This is a genomic window from Geodermatophilus sp. SMS 5-13, from assembly GCF_059428245.1.
In genome coordinates, this window is the sequence record NZ_CP165729.1 from 3,237,120 (window position 1) to 3,258,023 (window position 20,904).

General features: G+C 75.1%; 24 protein-coding genes. 13 read left to right on the forward strand and 11 right to left on the reverse strand.

Features of this window, described 5'->3' with window-relative positions; genetic code table 11:
• Nucleotides 1-55: 55 nt before the first annotated feature.
• The gene (locus AB3388_RS15595) at nucleotides 56-469 is read right to left on the reverse strand and encodes a MaoC family dehydratase (RefSeq protein WP_495406199.1); all 414 of its coding nucleotides are present in this window, start codon (nucleotides 467-469) and stop codon (nucleotides 56-58) included.
• A 166-nt stretch (nucleotides 470-635) separates the two neighbouring features.
• Here AB3388_RS15595 and AB3388_RS15600 point away from each other — a divergent pair, with 166 nt between their 5' ends.
• From AB3388_RS15600 to AB3388_RS15615, 4 genes are all read left to right on the forward strand, one after another.
• On the forward strand, nucleotides 636-1,208 hold the full coding sequence (locus tag AB3388_RS15600; protein WP_495406200.1) for an OsmC family protein: 573 nt from the start codon (nucleotides 636-638) through the stop codon (nucleotides 1,206-1,208).
• Nucleotides 1,209-1,270: 62 nt separating this feature from the next.
• Nucleotides 1,271-2,512 carry a flavin-containing monooxygenase gene (locus AB3388_RS15605; RefSeq protein WP_495406201.1) on the forward strand — a complete coding sequence of 414 codons (1,242 nt, stop codon included), beginning with the start codon at nucleotides 1,271-1,273 and terminating at the stop codon, nucleotides 2,510-2,512.
• Complete coding sequence (locus tag AB3388_RS15610) at nucleotides 2,509-3,675, forward strand: FAD-dependent oxidoreductase (RefSeq protein WP_495406202.1); 1,167 nt, start codon at nucleotides 2,509-2,511, stop codon at nucleotides 3,673-3,675. The genes AB3388_RS15605 and AB3388_RS15610 overlap by 4 nt, the downstream gene beginning before the upstream one ends.
• A 20-nt stretch (nucleotides 3,676-3,695) precedes the next feature.
• Nucleotides 3,696-6,842: an ATP-binding protein gene (locus AB3388_RS15615; RefSeq protein WP_495406203.1), complete on the forward strand. Its 3,147-nt coding sequence runs from the start codon at nucleotides 3,696-3,698 to the stop codon at nucleotides 6,840-6,842.
• A gap of 220 nt (nucleotides 6,843-7,062) precedes the next feature.
• Here the strand turns inward: AB3388_RS15615 and AB3388_RS15620 are convergent, their stop codons facing one another.
• On the reverse strand, nucleotides 7,063-8,172 hold the full coding sequence (locus tag AB3388_RS15620; RefSeq protein WP_495406204.1) for a DUF2332 domain-containing protein: 1,110 nt from the start codon (nucleotides 8,170-8,172) through the stop codon (nucleotides 7,063-7,065).
• Between the two features lie 100 nt (nucleotides 8,173-8,272).
• Here AB3388_RS15620 and AB3388_RS15625 point away from each other — a divergent pair, with 100 nt between their 5' ends.
• Entirely contained in the window at nucleotides 8,273-9,148 is an 876-nt protein-coding gene (locus AB3388_RS15625; protein WP_495406205.1) for an alpha/beta fold hydrolase, read from the forward strand.
• A gap of 91 nt (nucleotides 9,149-9,239) precedes the next feature.
• A complete protein-coding gene (locus AB3388_RS15630) occupies nucleotides 9,240-9,578 on the forward strand; it encodes a nuclear transport factor 2 family protein (protein ID WP_495406206.1) in 339 nt (112 codons plus the stop codon).
• Here AB3388_RS15630 and AB3388_RS15635 read toward each other — a convergent pair.
• From AB3388_RS15635 to AB3388_RS15645, 3 genes are all read right to left on the reverse strand, one after another.
• Nucleotides 9,565-12,078, reverse strand: a complete 2,514-nt coding sequence (locus AB3388_RS15635) for a patatin-like protein (protein ID WP_495406207.1) — start codon at nucleotides 12,076-12,078, stop codon at nucleotides 9,565-9,567. The genes AB3388_RS15630 and AB3388_RS15635 overlap by 14 nt on opposite strands.
• A gap of 81 nt (nucleotides 12,079-12,159) precedes the next feature.
• Complete coding sequence (locus AB3388_RS15640; RefSeq protein ID WP_495406208.1) at nucleotides 12,160-12,591, reverse strand: ester cyclase; 432 nt, start codon at nucleotides 12,589-12,591, stop codon at nucleotides 12,160-12,162.
• 3 nt (nucleotides 12,592-12,594) lie between these two features.
• Complete coding sequence (locus AB3388_RS15645; protein WP_495406209.1) at nucleotides 12,595-13,311, reverse strand: polysaccharide deacetylase family protein; 717 nt, start codon at nucleotides 13,309-13,311, stop codon at nucleotides 12,595-12,597.
• 72 nt (nucleotides 13,312-13,383) lie between these two features.
• Between AB3388_RS15645 and zwf the strand changes: the two genes are divergently transcribed.
• Complete coding sequence (gene zwf / locus AB3388_RS15650) at nucleotides 13,384-14,874, forward strand: glucose-6-phosphate dehydrogenase (protein ID WP_495406210.1); 1,491 nt, start codon at nucleotides 13,384-13,386, stop codon at nucleotides 14,872-14,874.
• Between the two features lie 7 nt (nucleotides 14,875-14,881).
• Here zwf and AB3388_RS15655 read toward each other — a convergent pair whose 3' ends face one another.
• On the reverse strand, nucleotides 14,882-15,328 hold the full coding sequence (locus AB3388_RS15655; RefSeq protein WP_495406211.1) for a winged helix-turn-helix transcriptional regulator: 447 nt from the start codon (nucleotides 15,326-15,328) through the stop codon (nucleotides 14,882-14,884).
• An 85-nt stretch (nucleotides 15,329-15,413) separates the two neighbouring features.
• On the opposite strand from AB3388_RS15655, the gene AB3388_RS15660 reads away from it, so the two are divergent.
• Both AB3388_RS15660 and AB3388_RS15665 read left to right on the forward strand, forming a co-directional pair.
• Nucleotides 15,414-15,911: a GNAT family N-acetyltransferase gene (locus tag AB3388_RS15660; RefSeq protein ID WP_495406212.1), complete on the forward strand. Its 498-nt coding sequence runs from the start codon at nucleotides 15,414-15,416 to the stop codon at nucleotides 15,909-15,911.
• A gap of 29 nt (nucleotides 15,912-15,940) precedes the next feature.
• Complete coding sequence (locus AB3388_RS15665; protein WP_495406213.1) at nucleotides 15,941-16,084, forward strand: hypothetical protein; 144 nt, start codon at nucleotides 15,941-15,943, stop codon at nucleotides 16,082-16,084.
• A gap of 33 nt (nucleotides 16,085-16,117) precedes the next feature.
• Here the strand turns inward: AB3388_RS15665 and AB3388_RS15670 are convergent, their stop codons facing one another.
• Both AB3388_RS15670 and AB3388_RS15675 read right to left on the reverse strand, forming a co-directional pair.
• Complete coding sequence (locus AB3388_RS15670) at nucleotides 16,118-16,303, reverse strand: hypothetical protein (protein ID WP_495406214.1); 186 nt, start codon at nucleotides 16,301-16,303, stop codon at nucleotides 16,118-16,120.
• A 3-nt stretch (nucleotides 16,304-16,306) separates the two neighbouring features.
• Nucleotides 16,307-16,573, reverse strand: a complete 267-nt coding sequence (locus AB3388_RS15675; RefSeq protein WP_495406215.1) for a hypothetical protein — start codon at nucleotides 16,571-16,573, stop codon at nucleotides 16,307-16,309.
• Nucleotides 16,574-16,671: 98 nt separating this feature from the next.
• Here AB3388_RS15675 and AB3388_RS15680 point away from each other — a divergent pair, with 98 nt between their 5' ends.
• Together AB3388_RS15680 and pdxY are read left to right on the forward strand one after the other, a co-directional pair.
• Complete coding sequence (locus tag AB3388_RS15680; protein ID WP_495406216.1) at nucleotides 16,672-17,424, forward strand: Clp protease N-terminal domain-containing protein; 753 nt, start codon at nucleotides 16,672-16,674, stop codon at nucleotides 17,422-17,424.
• 24 nt (nucleotides 17,425-17,448) lie between these two features.
• Entirely contained in the window at nucleotides 17,449-18,300 is an 852-nt protein-coding gene (pdxY, locus tag AB3388_RS15685; RefSeq protein ID WP_495406217.1) for a pyridoxal kinase PdxY, read from the forward strand.
• 1 nt (nucleotide 18,301) lies between these two features.
• Here the strand turns inward: pdxY and AB3388_RS15690 are convergent, their stop codons facing one another.
• On the reverse strand, nucleotides 18,302-18,598 hold the full coding sequence (locus AB3388_RS15690; protein WP_495406218.1) for a hypothetical protein: 297 nt from the start codon (nucleotides 18,596-18,598) through the stop codon (nucleotides 18,302-18,304).
• A gap of 123 nt (nucleotides 18,599-18,721) precedes the next feature.
• Between AB3388_RS15690 and AB3388_RS15695 the strand changes: the two genes are divergently transcribed.
• On the forward strand, nucleotides 18,722-18,943 hold the full coding sequence (locus AB3388_RS15695; RefSeq protein WP_495406219.1) for a hypothetical protein: 222 nt from the start codon (nucleotides 18,722-18,724) through the stop codon (nucleotides 18,941-18,943).
• 10 nt (nucleotides 18,944-18,953) lie between these two features.
• On the opposite strand, the gene AB3388_RS15700 is transcribed toward AB3388_RS15695, so the two are convergent.
• Complete coding sequence (locus tag AB3388_RS15700) at nucleotides 18,954-19,391, reverse strand: DUF5709 domain-containing protein (RefSeq protein ID WP_495406220.1); 438 nt, start codon at nucleotides 19,389-19,391, stop codon at nucleotides 18,954-18,956.
• A gap of 179 nt (nucleotides 19,392-19,570) precedes the next feature.
• On the opposite strand from AB3388_RS15700, the gene AB3388_RS15705 reads away from it, so the two are divergent.
• The gene (locus tag AB3388_RS15705) at nucleotides 19,571-20,563 is read left to right on the forward strand and encodes an IS481 family transposase (protein WP_495406221.1); all 993 of its coding nucleotides are present in this window, start codon (nucleotides 19,571-19,573) and stop codon (nucleotides 20,561-20,563) included.
• Here AB3388_RS15705 and AB3388_RS15710 read toward each other — a convergent pair.
• Nucleotides 20,560-20,862: a DUF1905 domain-containing protein gene (locus tag AB3388_RS15710; protein WP_495406222.1), complete on the reverse strand. Its 303-nt coding sequence runs from the start codon at nucleotides 20,860-20,862 to the stop codon at nucleotides 20,560-20,562. The genes AB3388_RS15705 and AB3388_RS15710 overlap by 4 nt on opposite strands.
• Nucleotides 20,863-20,904 lie beyond the last annotated feature (42 nt).

Here is a 20,904-nt window from a genome sequence, read left to right on the forward strand (position 1 = left end):
TGGACCGTACAGCCGAACGCGTTCCGGCACCCGGTCGAGGGCCGACCCCCTCAGCTCAGGCCGCGGCGGCGGCCACCACCGGGTCCCGCCACACCACCGCCGTCCCGTCGAGGACGACGACGCCGTCCTGGTTGGTGATCGTGGTGGCCAGGCCGGTGACCGGCTTGTCCTCGCGGACGCTGGTCACCTCGGCCCGCGCGGTGAGCACGTCGCCGGGGCGGACCGGCGCCCGGAAGTTCCACTGCACGGTGAGGAAGACGCTGCCCGGGCCGGGCAGGTCCTCGGCGACGAGCGCGTTGAGCAGCCCGCTGGTGACCCCGCCCTGGACGACGATGCCGCCGAAGCGGGAGCGCGCCGCGAGCTCCGCGTCGTAGTGCACCGGGTTGGTGTCCCCGGTGAGCGCGGTGAACAGCTCGATGTCCTCGGCGCGGACCGTCCTCGTCCGGCTCGCGCGATCGCCCACGCGCATGTCCGCCGCCTCCTCTCGTTCGCGGTGCCCCGACCGTGCGGCACGGGGCTTCCGCGGACCTTCCGCGGACCCCGCCGAGCGTCCCCGCCGCGGAAGCCCGGGGGAAGGCGTCGTCCCTAGCGTCCGCGCCGTCCCGAAGTCCCCCGCACCGAGGAGCACCCCCGAGATGACGCAGACCATGAGCCGGCCCGCCCGCAACGGCGTCGACGTCCCCACCCTGTTCGCCACGATCGACGCCGTCCGGGGCACCCCGGACCTGGCCGACTTCCGGTTCCGCGCGACGAACACCTGGATCAGCGGTACGAACAGCCGCAGCACCATCCAGGGCTTCTACGGCGCCGGCCAGGAGGACGTCAGCCGCACCGAGCCGTTCACCTACGACGCCGACCACCCGGCGGTGCTGGTCGGCACCGGCAAGGCCCCCACCCCGGTCGAGTTCCTGCTGCACGCCATCGCCGCCTGCCTGACCGCGGGGATGGCAAACATCGCCTCCGCCCGCGGCATCGACCTGCACAAGGTGGAGTCCACCGTCGAGGGCGACATCGACCTGCTCGGCATCCTCGGCCTCTCCGACGAGGTCCGGAACGGCTACTCGCAGATCCGCGTGCACTTCACCGTCGAGGGCGACGCTTCCCCCGAGGAGCTGGCCGCGCTGGTCGAGCAGTCCCGCCGCCGCTCCGCGGTCTGGGACGTGCTCTCCAACGGCACCGACGTCCGGGTCGACGTCACCACCCGCTGATCCCGCCCCGCGGCCGGCCCGCCGTCCGGGCCGGCCGCCCCGTCCCCTCCCGGGAGCCTGCGATGACCTCCGTCCCCGTCGCCGTCCTCGGTGCCGGCCAGGCCGGCCTGGCGGTCAGCCGGCTGCTGACCGACGCCGGCGTCGAGCACGTCGTGCTCGACCGCGGCCGCCCCGCCGAGAGCTGGCGCTCCCGCCCGTGGGAGTCGCTGCGGCTGCTCACCCCGAACTGGATGAGCCGGCTGCCCGGCTGGTCCTACGCCGGCGACGACCCGACCGGCTTCATGACTGCCCGCGAGGTCACCGCGTACCTCACCGGCTACGCGCGGTCCTTCGACGCGCCCGTCGTCGCCGGCGCCGAGCTGGAGTCGGTCCGGCCCGCGCCCGGCGGCTACCGCGTCGACAGCGCCGCCGGCTCCTGGCGCGCCCGGTCGGTGGTCGTCGCGACCGGCTGGTGCGACCGGCCGCTCGTGCCCGCGGCCGCGGCCGGCCTCGACCCGGGCGTCGGCCAGCAGACCGCGGCCACCTACTCGAGCCCCGCCGCGCTGCCCGCCGGCGGCGTGCTGGTCGTGGGCGCCTCGGCGTCCGGCGTGCAGCTCGCCGACGAGATCGCCGCCAGCGGGCGGCCCGTCGTCCTGGCCGTCGGCGCGCACACCCGGCTGCCGCGCACCCACCGCGGCATGGACATCCTCTGGTGGCTGTCGGTCATGGGCGTGCTCGACCAGCCCGTCCGGCCGTGCCTGGCACTGTCCGAGCCGTCGCTGCAGCTGGTCGGGCGCCCGGACCGGCGTGACGTCGACCTGGCGTCGCTGCAGTCGCGCGGGGTCGTCCTCGCCGGCCGGGTGGCCGGCATCGAGGGCAGCCGGGTCCGGTTCGGCGACGACCTCGCCACGACGACGGCGGACGCCGATGCGCGGCTGGCCGCTCAGTTGCGGCGGATCGACGCCTACGCCCGCGCGGTCGGCCTGGACGACGAGCTCGACCCTCCTGCACCGACGGCCGCCGCCGATGCCTCCGCGGCGCCGGCCGGGCTGGACCTGGTCACCGCCGGGATCGGCGCGGTGGTCTGGGCGACCGGCTACCAACGCAGCTACCCGTGGCTGCACGTGCCCGTGCTCGACGCCGCCGGCGAGATCCGGCACGTCGCCGGCACCACCGCGGCCCCGGGGCTGCACGTGGTCGGCATGCGCCGGCAGACCCGCCGCTCCTCCACCTTCCTCGACGGCGCGCGGCACGACGCCGCGCTGATCGTGAGCCGCGTGCTCGACGAGCTGGGCGCGGCGCAGCCGATGGAGCGTGCCGCATGAGCCCCCGGTGGGACGCCGTCGTCGTCGGCGCGCGCATCGCCGGGGCCTCCACGGCCATGCTGCTGGCCGGGGCCGGGATGCGCGTGCTGTGCGCCGACCGCGCGCGGCCGGGCAGCGACACCGTCTCCACCCACGCGCTCATGCGGGCCGGGGTGCTGCAGCTGGACCGCTGGGGCCTGCTGCCCGAGGTCCGCGCCGCCGGCACCCCGCCGATCCGGCGCATCGTCTTCTCCTACGGCGACGAGCAGGTCACCGTCTCGGTGCGGCCCGGCGCCGGGGTGGACGCCCTCTACGCCCCGCGGCGCACGGTGCTGGACGCGATCCTGGCCGAGGCCGCCGTCCGCGCCGGCGCCGTCGTCCGGCACGGCACGCCGGTCACCGGGTTGCTGCGTGGCCCGGACGGCCGGGTCACCGGGGTCGCCGTCCGCGACCGGGACGGCGGCCTGCGGCTGGAGTCCGCGCCGCTGGTGATCGGCGCCGACGGCCGGGCCTCGTTGGTGGCCGACGCGGTCGCGGCGCCGTACCGGTTCACCGGGTCCGCGGCGACCGAGATCGTCTACGGCTACGTCGCCGGCCTCCCGGTCGACGGCTACTCCTGGCTCTACCGGCCGGGGGTCAGCGTGGGCGCCATCCCCACCAACGACGGGCTGACGTGCGTGTTCGCCGGCGGCCGGCCGGAGACGGTGCGGCCCCTGGTCGGCGAGCGCGGGCCCGAGGGCGCGCTGCGCGCGCTGGCCGGTCCCGGTCCGCTCGGCCCCGCGCTGTCGGCGGCGACCGCCGTGGGGCGGATCCGGCACGTCCGCGGCGTCCCCGGCCACCTGCGCACCCCGTACGGGCCCGGCTGGGCGCTGGTGGGCGACGCCGGCTACTGGAAGGACCCGCTGTCCACCCACGGCATCACCGCGGCGCTGCGCGACGCGGAGCTGCTCGCCGGCGCGGTGCTGGCCGCGCCGCACCACGGGCGCGCGCAGCTCGAGGCGCTGGCCGGCTACGCGGCCCAGCGGGACGCGCTGTCGCTGCCGATGCTGCGGATCGTCGAGCGGATCGCCGCCCACGACTGGGACCTGCCCGGCATCCGCCGGCTGCTGATGGAGCTGTCCTCCACGATGGTCGACGAGGTGGAGTTCCTCGAGAGCCTCCACGCCACCGCCGAAGCGGTCTAGGGTCCGGGCCGGGGGGTCGGATGAGCGCCCGCGAGGTCTCCGTGCAGCTGCTCGGGGGCTTCCGCGTGATCGTCGACGGCCGCCCCGTGCCCGACGGGGAGTGGCGGCGGCGCTCGGCGGCGTCGCTGGTCAAGCTGCTCGCCCTCTCCCCCGGCCACCGGCTGCACAGGGAGCGGGTGCTGGCCGGGCTCTGGCCCGACGTCGACCCGGCCGAGGCCGCGCCGCGGCTGCACAAGGCCGCCCACTACGCGCGCCGCTGGCTGGGCGGCTCGGACGCGCTCGTGCTGGCCGGGGAGACCGTCTCGCTGTGCCCGGAGGACGTCGTCGAGGTGGACGCCGTCCGTACCGAGGAGCTGGCCCGCGCCGCCTTGGCCGCCCGGGACCCCGCGCGCGCCGCGGCAGCCGCCGACGCGCTCGCCGCCGAGCTGCTGCCCGACGACCTGTACGAGCCGTGGACCGAGGAGCCGCGCGAGCGGCTGCGGGTGCTGCACCTCGACGCGCTGCGGCTGGCCGGGCGCTGGGCGGAGGTCGCCGCGCTGGAGCCGGCCGACGAGCAGGCGCACGTGGCGCTGGCCCGTGCGCTGGCCGCGGACGGCGACCGGGCGGCGGCGCTGCGCCAGTTCGAACGGCTGGAGCGGGCGCTGCGCCAGGAGCTCGGCGTCGGCCTGAGCCCGGAGGCGGCCCGGCTGCGCGCGTCGCTGCTGGCCGCCCCGGACGCCGGGACGCCGTCCGCGCCAGAGCTGCTGGGGCGGGACGACGAGCTGGCCTGGGCCCGCGCGGTGCTGGCGCGGGTGCGTCAGGGGTCGGGGCGGATGCTGTTCGTCTCCGGCCCCGCCGGCGTGGGCAAGACCAGCCTGCTGGCCGCGGTCGAGGCCGAGGCGGGCGCCGCGGGCATGCGGGTGGGCACCGGGCTGGCCGCCCGCATCGACGGCGCGTGGCCCTACGCGCCGGTGCTCGAGGCGGTGGCCGACCTCTCCCGCCGGCACCCGGCGCTGCTCGACGGGCTCGACGACGCGATGCGCCTGGAGATCGAGCGGGCGCTGTCCGGCCGGGGCGGCGGGTGGGACGGCTCCGGCGGGCACCAGCGGCTGTTCATCGCGACCGCGGAGCTGCTGCGGCTGGCCGCGGCCGGCGCCGGCGCGGTGCTCGTCGTCGACGACGCGCACGACGCCGACGAGGCCTCGCTGCGGCTGCTGCACTTCCTCAACCGGGCCACGCTCGGCGACCGGGTGGCGATCGTGCTGGCCCACCGGCCGGTGCGCGGCGGCGTGCTGGCCGAGATCCGCGGCGGCGTCCTCGGACGGGGCAGCGCGGCGACCCTCGACCTGCGGCCGCTGCGCCCGCCCGACGCCGTGGCCCTCGCCCGGCGGCACGCGCCCTCGGCGCCGCCGGCGGCGCTGCAGGCGGTCGCCGCGGCCGCCGCCGGGCTGCCGTTCGCGGTCGTGGAGGGCGCGCGGGCGGTGGCCGCCGACCCCGCCGCGCCGCCGGGTGCGGCGCTGCTGCCGGCCGGGCTGCCGGAGCGGGTGCTGCGGGCCGTCGCGCCGGCGGCCGTGCTCGGGCTCTCGTTCGACACCGACGAGTTCGTCGAGGTCACCGGGCTCGGCGACGAGGAGGCCTACGCCGTCCTGGAGGCGGCGGTGGCCGCCCGGCTGCTGCGGCGGACCGCGCAGGGCTTCGCGTTCGGCCACGCCCTGCAGCGCGAGGCGCTGCTCGAGCGGTGGACCGGCCCCGGCGGGCGGCGGGCGGCGCACCTGGCCGCCGCGCGGGCGCTGCAGCGGCTGGGCCGCTCCCCCGGCCGGATCGGGCACCACCTGCTGCACGCGGGCGCCGCTCCGGAGGCCGTGCCCTGGGTGCTGCGGGCGGCCGAGACGCAGGCCGCGCTGGGCGCCTACCGGGACGCACTGGGCACCCTCGAGCAGATTCGCTCCGCGGTCACCGGGGACGACGCGGCCCGGCTGCTGGCGCTGCGCGCCGACCTGCTGCGGGCCTGCGGCGACCTCGCGGCCGTCGACGCCTACCGGGAGGCGCTCGGCGCGGTCACCGACCAGGGGCTGCGCACCCGGGTGCGGGTCCGGATGGCGCAGACCGCGACCCAGCACGGCGACCTCGACACCGCCTCGCTGGCGCTGGACGGCCTCGGCCTCGACGGCAGCGCCACCGACGCGGAGCTCCTGGTGGCGCGCGGCAGCGTGGCGCTGTTCCGGGGGCAGATCGAGGCCGCGGCCGACGCGGCGGACGAGGCCCGGCGGCGCATCGGGCTGGACGCGTCCGCCGAGGCGCGCCTGTTCGACCTGGTCACCCTGCAGGGACTGCTGGCGCACTTCCGGGGCGAGTGGTTCCAGCGGCTGCGCGGCGAGCTGCGCACGGGGGCGGGGCGTCCCGAGCTGGCCTCCCGGCTGTTCGACTCGCACCTCTGCGTCGCGGAGTACCTGCTCTACGGGCCCACCCCGTACGACGAGGTGCTCGACCTCGCCGACCAGCTGCGGCGGACCGCCGAGCGGGCCGGGGTGCAGCGCGGCGTCGCCTTCGCCGCGGCCCTGCACGGCGAGGCGGCCCTGCTCAAGGGCGATCTCGACCTGGCCGAGGCCGACCTCGTCGAGTCCGCGGACCTGCACCGGGCCCTGGAGTCCCCCTCGGGCGAGTCGGTCTCGCTGCAGCGGCTGGCCGAGGTGCACCTGCACCGCGGCGACCGCGACTCGGCGCGGCACCTGCTGCAGCGGGCCCTGCTGCTCGCGCGGTGGTCGTTCGTGGCGCACTGCCTGCTGCCGCGCATCTACGGGACCATGGTCGCCGTCGCGGAGGACGGCGAGCAGGCGCTGGCCGCCGTCGAGCAGGCCGAGGCCGCGCTCGCGCCCGAGGACTTCTGCCCGTTCTGCACGATCATGCTGGCCGTCCCCGCGGCGCGGTCCCTGGCCGCGGCACACCAGCCGGACGCGGCCCGCGGCTGGCTCGCCCGGGCCGAGACGATCGCGGCCCGGTGGTCGGGCACCTCGTGGGACGCCGCCCTGGTCGAGGTGCGCGCGGCCCTCGCCGGCGCGGAGGGCCGCCCGGTCGAGGCCGCCCGCCTGTACTCCGCGGCCGCGGCGCTGTTCGACAGCTCCGGCCAGCCGTTCGACGCCGTCCGCTGCCGGAGCGCCCTCGAACCCGCCGCGGCGACCAGTCGGTAGCGAGGCGCTAGAAGGGCACGCCGTGCCCGCGGGAGACGCAGCCCCAACGGCTGAGACGGTGGGCCAAGGGCACGAGGTCGCTGCGCTCGAGGGCGTAGCGCAGCGCGTCGATGCGTACCTGCTGGTGGCCCCGCACTCGGTGCAGCGCACCACCACCGCGCACGAGCCGCTGCCGTCAGCGAAGGGCGGTGATGCCACCGAGTGTCGGATCGCGGTGGTATCAGGGGCGCGCGCTACCACCATGAATCGACATTCGCGGGCATCCGAGTCCGGCCAGCCACGACAGCAGGCGACCCCGCGACCAGCTGCGGCCGACGGCCTCGGCGTGCAGAGCCGAGTGCTCGAAGACCGCCAGCCCGATGATGCTGTGGCCGGACGCCCGGCGATCGCCGAACGTCGGTATCGCCGGCGCGACTCCGACCCCCTCCACCGACACCCACGCCACCGCACGGTCGGTCGCCGCTTCGTCGAGGCGGTGCAGGAAGCGCAGCCGGCTCTCGAGCGGGAAGCGCGACAGCGCCCAGGTCGTGGTGACGACGGGCAGGGCGTCCGCGGGCACGCGGGCGAGGGCGTCGGGCAGCAGCTCGACGGCGTCCCCGTGCAGCAGCACCGGAGGCGCGGCCGCGGCCAGCGCCATCTCCGCGTCGAGCCTGGCGATCCGCTCCGGCTGGTCCGGCCACAGGCAGGCACGCAACCAGCGGGCGTCGTCCGGGTCGGTCACGTCGACCGGATCGAGGTCGACGCCGACGCGGACGACGACGCCGGGCATCGCCTGCGCCGGGACGGGCCGGTCGCCCACGATCGACGCCGACTGCTGCACGGGAGATGCCGGGTCGCCCAGCGACTGCCCGTTGCTGTACGTGATGCCGACCCGATCGACATCGAGGTTCAGCCCAGCCGAGCAGCCCACGTCGATCAGCCCGATTGCATCCGCGCCGGCCCGGCGCGCCGCCTCGGCGATGGCCGGGTACAGCACGGCGCCGCGACCGGTCTCGTCGGCCCGGATCCGCCGGCGGACGGCGGTGGCCACGACCGTGTCGGTCATCCGCAGCACCGTGTCGATCGCCGCGCCGGCGGCTGCGTCGGCGTCGCCAGCGGCGTAGGCCGCGGCCAGCGCCGGGGCGCGTCCGGCGAGGGCGAGGTCGTGCAGCGCCGCCAGGATCACCGCGGGCTGCCGCCTGCGCGCCGGCGCCGCCTCGATGGCGCGCAGCGCCTCGTCGGACTCGCTCAGGGCGACGGCGACGCGCTCGTACAGCGGCGACGTCCCGGCGGCGTCGACCTCTCCGAAGCGCCGGTACACCTGCGAGAGGGGCGCGGTCGGCCGTGCCATCCGGGCGACTCTAGCCATGGGAGCGACGTCCCCCGCACCGATGAGTCCGGGTGCCGTCGCCGGTCGACATGGCAGAACCGCACCAACCAGGGAGCCGACCATGACCACGACGATCAGCACGCACACCCTCGACGCCCCCGGCGCCACCGTCACCTACGACGTGCGCGGCACGCCGGCCGACGGCGTCCCCCTGCTGCTCATCGGCTCGCCCATGGGCGCCGAGGGATTCGGCACGCTGGCCGACCACTTCCCCGATCGGACGGTCGTCACCTACGACCCCCGGGGCACCGGGCGCAGCCCGCGCAGTGACGGCTCCGGCGAGATCACGCCCGACCACCACGCCGGCGACCTGCGGCTGATCGTCGAGGCGATCGGCGGCGGGCCGGTCGACGTGTTCGCCAGCAGCGGCGGCGCGGTCAACGCCCTGGCGTGGGTGGCGCAGCACGGCGAGCAGGTACGCACGCTGGTGGCCCACGAGCCGCCGCTGGCGAAGGCGCTGCCCGACCGCGGGGCGCTGACCGCGGCGATCGAGGACATGCACCAGACCTACCAGCGCAGCGGGATGGGCCCGGCGATGGCGAAGTTCCTGGTCCTCGTCAGCCACGACGGCGTGCTGCCCGACGGCTACGAGTACCCGCCGGTCGACCCCGCCCGGTTCGGCCTCCCGGCCGAGGACGACGGCAGCCGGGACGACGCGCTCCTGGGCCAGAACCTCCGCAACTGCACCGGCTACGAGCCCGACCTCGACGGCCTGCGAGCTTCCGGCACCCGCGTCGTGATCGCGCGCGGCGCAGGCTCGGGTCAGACGATGGCGGCGCGCGGCGCGGACGCGGTCGCCGCGGCGCTCAACACGGAGCCGGTCGTCTTCCCCGGTGACCACGGCGGGTTCCTCGGCGGCGAGTACGGCCAGCACGGCGAGCCGGACGCGTTCGCCGCGCGCCTGCGCGAGGTGCTCGGCGACCCCGACCACCGCTGAGCAGGACGCCGGCCCGGCTCTGGTGCCGCAGCCCTCCCCCGCCGGAGAATGCGCCCGCACCCTCGCCCCGCCCGAGACCGAGGAGACCGGCATGGCCCGCACCCCGCAGGAGATCTTCGCCCACCACGCAGAGGCCCTGATGGCCGGCGACGTCGAGGAGATCGTCGCCGACTACACCGACGACGCCGTGTTCATCACGCCGGAGGGGGTCTGGCGCGGCAGGGACGGCGTGCGGGAGGCCTTCACCAACCTGTTGAAGGCGCTGCCCGAGGCCACCTGGGACGTGCCGCTGCAGGTCTTCGAGGGCGACGTGCTGTTCATCACGTGGTCGGCGGTGTCCAAGGCCGCCCGCTGCTCCGACGGCGTCGACACATTCGTCTTCGGCGACGACGGCATCCGCCTGCAGACCGTCCGCTTCACGCTGGAGTAGACCGGCGACGCCGCACAGTCGCAGCCGGACGGCGCCCATCGAGCCGGCGGACCTGTCGCCTCAGCGCGCGCACGAGCCCACGCACCTCGGTCAGCGACCGCCGTTCCTGATCCAGGACGGCGGTCAGCGCCAGCGTCCGCATGCTCACCCCGCTCGGCAGAGCCGGCGCGTCCGGTGCCCGCCGGTCCTCGTGCTGACGGCGCAGGAGCCCCAGGATCAGCTCGGCGCCGTCCAGCCGGCCCCACAGGTAGTCGTTCTGCCGCCGGTCCAGGCCGAAGAACGCGCCGAAGTGGTGCGTCCCCACACCCCGCAGCTTCGGTCCCCGCCGCCTCGGGAAGCCCTGCGCAGGCGGGGTCAGGGCAGTCGCGTCGCGGGGGCTGAAGCGGCTCGTCCGGACCTGGTTGAGCAGCGCCAGGCCGGACAACGACTGCACCGGGAACAGCAGCGCGTCCCAGAGCGGGAAGCCGACGTAGCGGCTGGCCAGCCGGGTCCGGCCCTCCGTGTCGCCCCAGTCCGCGGTCGCCGCCGAGAACTCCGCCCACAGGTCCTCGGCGCTGTGCGCGGTGAGCCGGCGGATCTCCTCGGTGTAGGCGTCGACGAGGTCGCCGATCGCGCGGGCGTTGTCCTTCGCCCACTGCCGGGGGTCGGAGACGAGGACCTCGACGGTCAGCACCGTCGCCGCCGCGAAACCGGTGCGGGCGGCGACCGTCCCGAGGGCGGTCGCCGGCTTGCCCCGCTCGGACACGAGCAGGTGCCAGGCGCGTCGTTTGACGTCGGCCAACTGCTCCCGGGTCGGACCGCCGGAGACGCTCGTGCTTCCCGCCGCGACCTGCCGCTTCGTCAGGTCGGCGAAGAGCCCGTTGATCCCGGCGATGAGGAACAGCAGCCGGCGCTCCCGGTAGGGCACGTCGAGCGGGCCGAGCCACTCCTGGCGTGCCTCGTCCGTGCCGTTCCACTGGGGGCGGTCGTGCAGCCAGGCCAGAAAGGCCGCCCGCAGGAAGGAGGCGCGCGGTGAGCTGGGCGGATAGGCGAAGTACGTCGACAGGTCGGCCGCGAGGCGGTGCGCGATCGACTGCATCTTCAACCGCCCGTAGGTGCTGAAGTTCGGGCCGCCGATCACCTCCGGCACCGCCCCGTAGATGGTGCCGGCAAGTGCGCGCACGGTCCCGAAGTCGACCGGGCCCGACAGCGCGTCGCCGGCGCCCAGGTCGGTCAGGCGCGTGTCGACGTCGTCCTGGAGTTCCCGGGTGACGCGGCCGATCGTCGCCGTCTGCTCGTTGATCGCCGCCAGCTGCCGGATCGAGCGCAGGAGCGGCTGATGGTGGGGCACCGTCAGCAGGGCTCCGGTCACCCCCTCGCGCCACGTGGGCGGCTGCGCCGGCCGCGCCGACCTCGGCAGCGGCGCACCGGGCGAGTCGCGCCCCGGGTCCGGCTCGATGTAGACGACATGGCGGGTCACCTCCCGGCCGGCCGGCTGGCGGGAGATGGCGTCGACGATGTGGTCGAACGGCGCGTTGTCGAGCACGCCGCCGTCCATCAGGTAGACGCCCGCGGCGTCCTGCCCGGGCAGCAGGTCGACGTCCGGCAGCAGGCGCCTGCCCAGATCGGGTGCCTCGAACCCGCGCCGGGACGCCCGCCCGAGCGCTGCCGCGAAGGCCCGCAGGCTCACCGGTGGAAACGCCCCGGGGAACGAGGAGGTCGCCCGCGCGACGAAGGCCAGTGCGCCGCGGTCGTCGGCGATGGTCGGCGGGGTGCGGTCGGCGGGCGGACGGTGCCCGGCCACCGCGGCGGCCACGTCCGGGTCGGAGGAGAACGTGAACGACCGCGCGTAGGTCCGGTCGTGCAGGCCACCGCCGCCCCCGAGCGGCACGATCTGGTCGGTGCCGCGGAGATCGGTGGCGGTGACGAACAGATCCAGCGTGCCGCCCTCGCGCAGCTGCCGCTGCCCCGTGCCGTGGCGGTCCATCTCGGTGAGGGCATCGTGCAGCCAGCGGTTCATCCGGTCGCCGTCGAGCGGCGCCCACTCGCCGCCGGCCCGGAACGGCAGCCGCGCCGCGGTGACGAGCCCGGCGAGCGGCCAGCCCAGGAAGCCCCCGGAGCGCAGCAGGTTGGTGATGTCGCCCTTCTGCATCCAGAGCCGGGTCAGGCCCTCCTGGTCGCTGCCCACCACGAGCGCCTTGGCGAGGCAGACCCCGTTGATCCCGCCGGCCGACGTCCCCGAGATCAGGTCGATCGTGACGTCGACCGGCAGCCCGGCGTCCCGCAGTTGGAGCAGCTGGTCGTAGTACGCGCGCTCGGTCCCGCCGCGCGGCCGCTGCCCGGCGTCCATCGCGCGGGACGCCAGGACGAGGGACTGCAGCTCCTTGGTGATGCCGTGCATGTAGATCGCGAGGGACACGCCGCCGTAGCAGACCAGCGCGATCCGGAGCTCCATCGCCTCGGCGTCCCCGGCCAGCAGGCCGCGGGGAATGCCGGTCTCGTCCGCCTGCGGTGAGGACACGGTTCCCCCCGGGGTCGCGGTGCAGCAGACGGGACAATCTGCTCGGCCGCGTTCCCTTTCACAAGGGGTTCGCCGACGCCGTCAGCTCCCGAGCGGCAGCCGGACGGCGCCCACCGAGGCCAGCGCCCCCAGCTCGTCGGCGACCATGCGGATCGCGCTGATCCGGCCGCCGGTGAGGGTCAGGACGTCGATGATCCGCAGCTCCAGGTGCTGCCCGGTGGGCGCCAGCGGCCCGGCGGCGGTGTTCAGCGTGCCCACCTGCCGGCCGGCCATCCGGAAGGCGAGCGCGACCTTGCCGCCGCCGTCGACCACGTCGAGGACCTCCCGCTCGGGAGCCTCGAACACGCCCTGCAGCGCCCGCGCCCGGGCGACCAGGTCCGCCGTGGCCAGCGGGCGCCCGTTGACGGTCACCGGGTCGGTGTAGAGCTCGCGGAAGGCGTCCGCGGCCGCGGCGTCGTCGTCCGGGAGGTCGTCGGTCCACAGCCGCAGCAGCCGGTCCGGGTCGAAGGCCATGGGTCATCGTGCTCGGGATCCGGCCAGCTCCGACAGGGTCACCGAGCGGAACCCCCGCGCCGCGAGCGCGGTCAGCAGCCGGTCGGTGAGCGGGACGACGCCCGCGCGGACGTCGTAGCCCTCGTGCAGGACGACGACCGACCCCGGCCGCACCCGCCGCAGCACGAACCGCAGCTCCCGGTCGAGGTCGCGCACCTCGAGGTCCCGGACGGCGATGCTGCCCAGCGCCGTCCGGTAGCCGTACCGGCGGGCCGCGCGCAGCATCCCCGGGCGGATCCAGCCCGAGCCCGGCCGCAGGAACACCGGCCGCGCGCCCGCGCGCCGCAGCACGGTGTCGGTCGCGGCGAGGTGGCAGCGGAAGTCGCGGGCCGACAGCAACGCGCTGGGCCGGTCGTCCCACAGGTGGTTGCCGACCTCGTGCCCGGCGCCCACCAGGCCGGCGACCAGGTCCGGCTCCCGGGCGGCGTGCGAGCCGAGCAGGAAGAACGTGGCTCTCGCCCCGTGCCGGGCGAGAACGCCGGCCAGCGCGGGGATCAGCTCCGGGTGCGGCCCGTCGTCGAAGGTGACCGCGACCCGCGGCGCCGTCGTCCGCACCGCGAACAGGACCGGCCGCTGCGCGCGGGCCAGCACGGCGGCGAGCAGCGGGGACTGGCGCACCGCGCCCACGGCGACCGCGGCGGCGACAGCACCCGCCACGCGGACCGGGATCCCGAACGTCATGCGGGCACGGTAGAAAGACCGCACCGGACGGCGCGATGGCCGCCGTCGTCGTCCCGGACCGGGGAGAGGTAGATGAGCACCGATCAGGAACGGCGGTCCCCTCCCTGCGCGCTGGTGATCTTCGGCGCCTCCGGCGACCTCACCGCCCGCAAGCTGCTGCCCGCCCTCGAGCGGCTCGCCGAGTACGGCGGGCTGCCGCCGGAGGTGGCGCTGGTCGGCGTCGCCCGCACCCCGATGAGCGACGAGGAGTTCGCGGCCTACTGCCGGGACAAGGTCCCCGGCGCCGACAACCCGCGCTGGGCCGAGCTGGTCGCCGGGGCGCGGTACGTGGCCGGCGGCTACGACGACCCGGCCACCTACTCCCGGCTGGCCGAGGTCCTCGGCGAGTGCGACCGGTCCCGCGGCACCGGCGGCAACCGCGTCTACTACTTCTCCACCCCGCCGCGGCTGTTCGGGCCGATCGCGCTCAGCCTCGGCAAGGCCGGACTCTCCATACCCGAGGGCGACTCCTTCGTCCGCGCGGTCATCGAGAAGCCGTTCGGCTGGGACGAGACCAGCGCCCGCGAGCTCTACAGCGACCTGTCCTCGGCGTTCACCGAGGAGCAGATCTTCCGCATCGACCACTACCTGGCCAAGGAGACGGTGCAGAACCTGCTGGCGCTGCGGTTCGCCAACTCCATCTTCGAGCCGATCTGGAACCGCACCTGGGTCGACAACGTGCAGATCACCGTCGCCGAGACCCTCGGCGTCGGCGACCGCGGCGGGTTTTACGAGACCACCGGCGCGATGCGCGACATCGTGCAGAACCACGTGCTGCAGGTGCTCTCGCTGTTCCTCATGGAGCCGCCGACGTCCTTCCACCCGGAGGCTATCCGCGACGAGAAGGTGAAGCTGCTGCGCGCGATCCGGCCGCTCGAGGAGGAGGCCGACATCGCCACCAACGCCGTCCGGGGGCAGTACACCCGCGGCGGCACCCGCGAGGACCTCATGCCCGGGTACCGGGAGGAGACCGGGGTCGACCCGCTGAGCTCCACCGAGACGTTCGTGGCGATGCGCCTGGAGGTCGCCAACTGGCGGTGGAACGAGGTGCCGGTCTACGTGCGGACCGGCAAGCGGCTGCCGGCGCGGGTCACCGAGGTGGCGATGGAGTTCCACCGCCCCCCGCAGCTGCCGCTGTTCCCGGGCACCACCGGTGACCTGGAGCCCGACGCCCTGATCGTGCGCGTCCAGCCGGACGAGGGGCTCTCCCTCCGCTTCGGCGCGAAGGTCCCCGGCCACGCCTTCCGGGTGCAGAAGGCCTCGATGGACTTCTCCTACGAGAGCTTCGAGCAGCAGGCGATCGAGGCCTACGAGCGGGTCATCCTCGACGCGCTGATCGGCGATCCGACGCTGTTCATCCGGGCCGACGAGGTCAGCCGGTCCTGGAAGATCGTCGACCCGGTGCTGCAGTACTGGGACACCGACGCGCGGCCCATCCCGCTCTACCAGGCCGCGACCTGGGGGCCGCCCGAGGCGCGCGAGCTCATCCGGCGCGACGGCCGCAAGTGGCGGCGCTCCGGCTGACCGGCGGTCAGCGCGGGACGGGGGTCACCTCGCGCGCGCTGTCGAGGGCGTGCCCGTCCTCGCAGGTCAGCGTGAGGTGCACCGGGGCGCCGCAGTCGCGGTGCCGCAGCTCCATCATCCCGGCGCCGTCGGCCAGGTAGCGGTCGCCCCACTCCATGAGCGCGACCAGCGTCGGGTAGAGGTCGATCCCCTTGCGGGTCAGCCGGTACTCGTGGCGCTGCCGCTCCCCCTCCGCCTGGTAGGGCACGCGGCGCAGGATCCCCTGGTCGACCAGGGTGGCCAGCCGGTCGGTCAGGACGGCGCGCGGCGCCCCGAGAATGCGCTGGAAGTCGGCGAACCGGCGCACGCCGAGGAAGGCCTCGCGCAGCACCAGCAGGCTCCACTTCTCGCCGACGACGGCCAGCGTCCCGGCGACCGAGCACCGCGACCGGTCCAGCTGCAACAGCTCGCTCACGAGGACCAGCATAAATCTTCTGAGTTCACTTGACGAACCCCGCTCGTCCGGAGCAGAGTTCACCACACGAACTCAGGAGGCCGAGATGGACATCGCGGTGGCGACCAGGCCGATCCAGGACGACGACGAGGAGCGCTTCCACCGGCTCTGGCCGCGACTGTCGCCCGAGACCCGGTACCGCCGCTTCCACGGCCCGGTGCACCGGCTGCCGGAGTCGCTGGTGCACCACCTGGTGCACGTCGACCACGACGCGCGCGACGCGGTCGTGGCCGTCGTCGGGGGCGAGGTGGTGGGCGTCGCGCGCTACGACCGCTCCCCCACCGACCCCACGTCGGCCGAGTTCGCCATCGTCGTCGAGGACGACTGGCAGAACGTCGGCCTCGGCCGGCAGCTGCTCGGCGAGCTGACCCGGCTGGCCGCCCGGCGCGGCATCGGCGAGCTCACCGCCACCGTGCAGGCCGACAACGACCGCATGGTCTGGCTGATCCGCCGGCTGCTGCCCGGCGCGACCCTCACCCCCGACTCCGGCGTCTACACCGTGCGCAGCCCGATCGCGCCCGCGCCGCTGGCCGCCGCCCGCTGAACCCCCTGATCCCGCGAGAGGAACCCGCCATGAACCGCCTGCGCACCGCCCTTGCCCGCCACCGCGCGACCCGCGCCCACCTGCGCGACGAACGAGCCCTGCAGCACGCCCTCGCCGGCGCACCCACCGTCGAGTCGGCGCACGAGATCGCCGCCCTGCTCACCCGCCGTTGAGTCGCGTGGAGCAGTGCGTTCCGGGCGCGGACGTCAGTCGCGGTGGTAGGTGAGGCGGAAGTCCAGCCGCCACCGGACGCCGTCGTCGGAGGTCTCCCACTGGCCGCGGATGGTGTCCGCGCCGTCGGCGAACGTGCCGGCGAACCGCTGCCGGAAGTCCAGCGGGGAGAAGTCCGGCTCGAGCCGGGTCAGCGTCCACGTGCTGCCGTCGAAGGTCATCGCCTAGAGCCGGACGACGCCCCGCGAGTCGAAGTAGTGCTGCACGAACCCGTCCGGACGGCGGTCGTCCGGGGCGATCAGCGCATGCACCTCCGGCGCTTCCGGGTGGTCGGCGCCGGAGCGCTGGACGAGGAAGCGCCGGCCGAAGAGCCACTCGAAGGTCGTCCACCCGCGCACGCCGGACCCGTCCCCGGAGGGGAACTCGGCCGCCACGCTCCAGCGCCCGACGAGAGCCTGCAGCGCCCCCACGTCCGGTCCGTCGTCCGTCATGGCGGCCAGCCTCCACCCGGACCGGCGGGCGCGAACAGCACCGACCGCGCGTCAACCCGGAGTTGACGCGCACCCGCCGTCAACCTAGGGTTGACGGTATGACCCAGCCCCCGCTGTCCGGCGCCGTCCGCCTCGACGACCTCATCCAGACGATCACCACCGCGCACGCCGACCCGCTCGAGCAGCTGACCGACGCCGTGCTCGTCGCCGACCACATCGGGGAGGTGGCCGACGCGCTGATCGGCCACTTCGTCGACCGCGCCCGCCGCACCGGCGCCTCGTGGACCGAGATCGGCGCCAGCATGGGCGTGACCAAGCAGGCCGCGCAGAAGCGTTTCGTGCAGCGCGGCGCCGCGGAGACCGCCGCCCTCGACCCGAACGCCGGCTTCGGCCGGTTCACGCCGCGGGCGCGCAACGTCGTCGTCACCGCGCAGAACGAGGCGAAGGCCCACGGCAACGACCGGATCGCGATCGGCCACCTGGTGCTCGGGCTGCTGGCCGAGCCGCAGGCGATCGCTGCCCGGATCATGGTCGCGCAGGGGCTGTCGCTGGACCGGGTGCGGGACGTGGCGGAGAGGACGCTGCCCGCCCGCGCGGACGGTCCGGCCCCGGAGATGGTGCCGTTCGACGACCTGGCCAAGTCGGTCCTCGAGGGCACGTTCCGCCAGGCGCTGCGGCTCGGGCACAACTACATCGGCACCGAGCACATCCTGCTGGCGCTGCTCGACGCCGAGGACGGCACCGGGGTGCTCGCCGGCCTCGGGCTGGACCGAGAGCGGGCGGAGCGCCAGATCGGCGAGATCATCACCGCGGCGGTGGCGGACGCGGCGGGCGGCGAGCAGGGGCAGTAGCGCCGTGTGCCACCGTTGCCGTCCGTGACGGCCGTTCTCTCCATCCAGTCCCACGTCGCGTACGGGCACGTCGGCAACTCCTCGGCGGTGTTCCCGCTGCAGCGCCTCGGCATCGAGGTGTGGCCGGTGCACACGGTGCAGTTCTCCAACCACACCGGCTACGGCGAGTGGCGCGGCCGGGTCTTCGACGGCCAGGCGGTCGAGGAGGTCGTGGCGGGCATCGCCGAGCGCGGCGTGCTGGGCAGCTGCGACGCCGTCCTGTCGGGGTACCTGGGCTCGGCCGACATCGGGCACGCGGTCGTGCAGACCGTGCAGAAGGTGCGCGACGCCAACCCCGCCGCCGTCTACTGCTGCGACCCGGTCATCGGGGACGTCGGCCGCGGGGTGTTCGTGCGGCCCGGGATCGAGGAGCTGCTGCGCGAGGTTGCCGTCCCGGCGGCGGACATCGTGACGCCGAACCACTTCGAGCTCGACCTGCTGGCCGGCGTCGCCACGCGCTCGCTCACCGAGGTGCGGGAGGCGGTGGCCGCCGTGCACGCGCTGGGGCCGCGCGTCGTCCTCACCACGTCGCTGATCACCGACGACACCCCGGACGACGCGGTCGACCTGCTGGCGTCGGAGGGCGGGCGGCTCCACCGCGTCCGTACGCCCCGGCTGTCGGTGTCGGTCAACGGGGCCGGCGACGCGATCGCGGCGCTGTTCCTCGCCGCGTGGCTGGAGACCCGCTCGGCCGGCGTGGCCCTCGGCCGGGCCGCCGCGTCGGTGTTCGGGCTGCTCGCCCGCACCGAGGCGGCGGGGTCACGGGAGATCCTGCTCGTGGACGCGCAGGAGGAGTTCGTCGCGCCGTCGCGGACCTTCGACGTCCAGGAGCTCTGACTCAGGGACGGGGGTTGGTCCGCGTCCAGCCGCGCTCGTCCCGGCGGCCGCCCAGTGCGGCGCGGCAGCGGCGGCACACGGCCTGCACGCCCTCCGCGTGCCGGCCCGACTCGGGCTGGACGTCGGCCCAGCCGACGTGCGGGAAGCGGGTCAGCCGGGACCTGGACAGCGCCAGCCCGCAGACCGTCTCGTTCCGGCCGCGCTCCCAGGCGTGCACCTCACCGGCGGGATAGCGGACGCCGTCGTCGGGGTCGATCCACTGGTCCGCGGCCGCGACCGCCGCGTTGCGCGTTCCCATGCGCGAGCCCTACCCGGATCCGCTGGGGCGAGAAAGCGTCAACCGACCGCGGAGGGGGTAGTGCGCCCGTGACGAGCCACGGGTCGAACACACGGGCCGACGCTCCCTTCCTGGAAAGCTCCCATGCCGAAGCCTGTTGACACCGTGGCCGACATCGATCGCCGGATCCTCGCCGCCTTCACCGACCTCAACGTGGCCCGCGCGCGCTTCTACCTGACGCCGTGCGGGGAGATCGTCACCGCGTGCGAGGCCGCCGAGACAGCGGTGAACGAACTCCTCGAACTCCGCTTCTCCCTCACCCACGGCTCCGCCGCCGAGGCGCACCCGCCGCTGCAGGCCGCCTGATCCTCCGGGGTCAGAGGTCGTCGTCGCGGACCACGTGGACGGCGGCCTCCTCGGCGGAAGCCCCGGCGCCGTCGATGCCGTCGTCCTCAGCCCAGAGCTCGGGCTCGTCGTCGCCGTAGCCGTCGTCGCCCCTGCTGAGCCGGCCGGCGCGCCGGTCGCCCACCTCGTCGTCGCGCAGCTCGCCGTCGGTGCCGACGACGTCGCCGAGTCCGTCGCCGTCGTCGTCGTCCGGGGTGTCGGGCAGCTCCCGCGCGAGGCGCCCGGCGAGGCTCTCGCCGGCGGACTCCTCGCGCTCGGTCATGCCCCAGTCGGTGCTCGCCCAGGGGCGGTCGGCCGGTGACCAGCCCGTGTCGAGCGCGTTGTCGCCGGTGAGGGTGTCCTCGGGCTCGAGCAGGCCGGTCGCCTCTTCGGGATCGGTGCCGTCGGTGTCGTAGAAGCCGCCGCCCATCCCGGTCCCCTTCCGCCGTCGCCCATCGTGGCGGGCAGGGCCGCTCTAGGTGTACTGACCAGAGACGTTGGTCGAGGGCGTGTGACCACTCGATCTGACTGATCGATCTTGTGGAGGGAGGACCTCCGGACGTGGAGTGGGGCTGCTGAAGGCACCCGCTCACCAACCCGGAGGTCCTCGTGTCTCACGCTAACGCTGCCCTGACCCCTCGTCACCGGCTGAAGCTCGGCCGCGCCGTGGTCGACGAGAACTGGTCGATCAGCTACGCCGCGGCGGTGTTCAACGTCTCCTGGCCCACAGCCAAGCGCTGGGCCGACCGGTACCGCCGGGGCGGCCCGGCGGCGATGCAGGATCGCAGCTCACGACCGCATTCCTGCCCGCGCCGGACGCCGCGGCCGGTGGTGCGCAAGATCGTGCACCTGCGCTGGAAAAAGCGCCTCGGCCCAGTCCAGATCGCCGACCGCGTCGGCCTGGCGCCCTCGACCGTGCACGCGGTGCTGGTTCGCTGCCGGCTCAACCGGCTCTCCCATGTCGACCGGGCCACCGGCGAGCCGATCCGCCGCTATGAACATGAGTACCCCGGCTCGCTGCTGCACGTCGACGTCAAGAAGCTGGGCAACATCCCCGACGGCGGCGGCTGGCGCTACGTCGGGCGCCAGCAGGGCAAGAAGAACCGGGCGGCCACGCCCGGCACGCCCCGCAACGCCCACCACAACCCGGTGATCGGCACGGCATTCGTGCACACGGTGATCGACGATCACAGCCGCGTCGCCTACGCCGAGACCCACGACGACGAGACCGCCGCCACCGCGATCGGCGTGCTGCGCCGCGCGGTGGATTGGTTCGCCGCGCGGGGCGTCACCACCCAGCGGGTGCTGTCCGACAACGGCTCGGCCTACCGCTCGCACGCCTGGCGCGATGCCTGCGCCGAGCTCGGGATCAATCTCAAGCGGACCCGGCCCTATCGGCCGCAGACCAACGGCAAGATCGAACGGTTCCACCGCACCCTGGCCGACGGCTGGGCCTTCGGCCGCATGTTCCTCAGCGAATCAGCGCGCCGAAAGGCACTGCCGGCCTGGCTGCACGAGTACAACCATCACCGGCCCCACACCGCGATCGGAAACCGTCCCCCGATCACGCGCTTGACCAACCTGTCCGGGCAGCACATCTAGGCCAGCCGCTCCTCCAGGCGGACGGTGACGGTGTCGCCGGGGCCCTTGCCGATCGCGCGCCGCACGTCCTCGCGCACCGGGAGCTTGTGCGTCCCGTCCCCGAGCGCCATGAACGAACTGCGGAACGGGTGCCCGTCGACGGTGCCGCGGACCTTCACCAGCCCGCGGGTGCCGAAGTACTCGGCCGAGCCGTCCATCTGCACGTACGTCCAGCCGCCCTTCGCCGGGCTCTGCTGGAGCACGGCGCTGAACGCGGTGTCCAGCGGTCCGGTCGTCCTCGGTCCGGTCGTCTGCGCCATGGTCGCCGTCCTCTCCTCGCCCTGCTGCCCTGACCGCAGCGG

Excerpts from the sequence above, each read along its gene's own strand:
- AB3388_RS15595 (WP_495406199.1), bottom strand. The coding sequence starts at position 469 with ATGCGCGTGGGCGATCGCGCGAGCCGGACGAGGACGGTCCGCGCCGAG.
- AB3388_RS15600 (WP_495406200.1), top strand. The coding sequence starts at position 636 with ATGACGCAGACCATGAGCCGGCCCGCCCGCAACGGCGTCGACGTCCCC.
- AB3388_RS15605 (WP_495406201.1), top strand. The coding sequence starts at position 1,271 with ATGACCTCCGTCCCCGTCGCCGTCCTCGGTGCCGGCCAGGCCGGCCTG.
- AB3388_RS15610 (WP_495406202.1), top strand. The coding sequence starts at position 2,509 with ATGAGCCCCCGGTGGGACGCCGTCGTCGTCGGCGCGCGCATCGCCGGG.
- AB3388_RS15615 (WP_495406203.1), top strand. The coding sequence starts at position 3,696 with ATGAGCGCCCGCGAGGTCTCCGTGCAGCTGCTCGGGGGCTTCCGCGTG.
- AB3388_RS15620 (WP_495406204.1), bottom strand. The coding sequence starts at position 8,172 with ATGGCACGGCCGACCGCGCCCCTCTCGCAGGTGTACCGGCGCTTCGGA.
- AB3388_RS15625 (WP_495406205.1), top strand. The coding sequence starts at position 8,273 with ATGACCACGACGATCAGCACGCACACCCTCGACGCCCCCGGCGCCACC.
- AB3388_RS15630 (WP_495406206.1), top strand. The coding sequence starts at position 9,240 with ATGGCCCGCACCCCGCAGGAGATCTTCGCCCACCACGCAGAGGCCCTG.
- AB3388_RS15640 (WP_495406208.1), bottom strand. The coding sequence starts at position 12,591 with ATGGCCTTCGACCCGGACCGGCTGCTGCGGCTGTGGACCGACGACCTC.
- AB3388_RS15645 (WP_495406209.1), bottom strand. The coding sequence starts at position 13,311 with ATGACGTTCGGGATCCCGGTCCGCGTGGCGGGTGCTGTCGCCGCCGCG.
- zwf (WP_495406210.1), top strand. The coding sequence starts at position 13,384 with ATGAGCACCGATCAGGAACGGCGGTCCCCTCCCTGCGCGCTGGTGATC.
- AB3388_RS15660 (WP_495406212.1), top strand. The coding sequence starts at position 15,414 with ATGGACATCGCGGTGGCGACCAGGCCGATCCAGGACGACGACGAGGAG.
- AB3388_RS15665 (WP_495406213.1), top strand. The coding sequence starts at position 15,941 with ATGAACCGCCTGCGCACCGCCCTTGCCCGCCACCGCGCGACCCGCGCC.
- AB3388_RS15670 (WP_495406214.1), bottom strand. The coding sequence starts at position 16,303 with ATGACCTTCGACGGCAGCACGTGGACGCTGACCCGGCTCGAGCCGGAC.
- AB3388_RS15675 (WP_495406215.1), bottom strand. The coding sequence starts at position 16,573 with ATGACGGACGACGGACCGGACGTGGGGGCGCTGCAGGCTCTCGTCGGG.
- AB3388_RS15680 (WP_495406216.1), top strand. The coding sequence starts at position 16,672 with ATGACCCAGCCCCCGCTGTCCGGCGCCGTCCGCCTCGACGACCTCATC.
- AB3388_RS15690 (WP_495406218.1), bottom strand. The coding sequence starts at position 18,598 with ATGGGAACGCGCAACGCGGCGGTCGCGGCCGCGGACCAGTGGATCGAC.
- AB3388_RS15695 (WP_495406219.1), top strand. The coding sequence starts at position 18,722 with ATGCCGAAGCCTGTTGACACCGTGGCCGACATCGATCGCCGGATCCTC.
- AB3388_RS15700 (WP_495406220.1), bottom strand. The coding sequence starts at position 19,391 with ATGGGCGGCGGCTTCTACGACACCGACGGCACCGATCCCGAAGAGGCG.
- AB3388_RS15710 (WP_495406222.1), bottom strand. The coding sequence starts at position 20,862 with ATGGCGCAGACGACCGGACCGAGGACGACCGGACCGCTGGACACCGCG.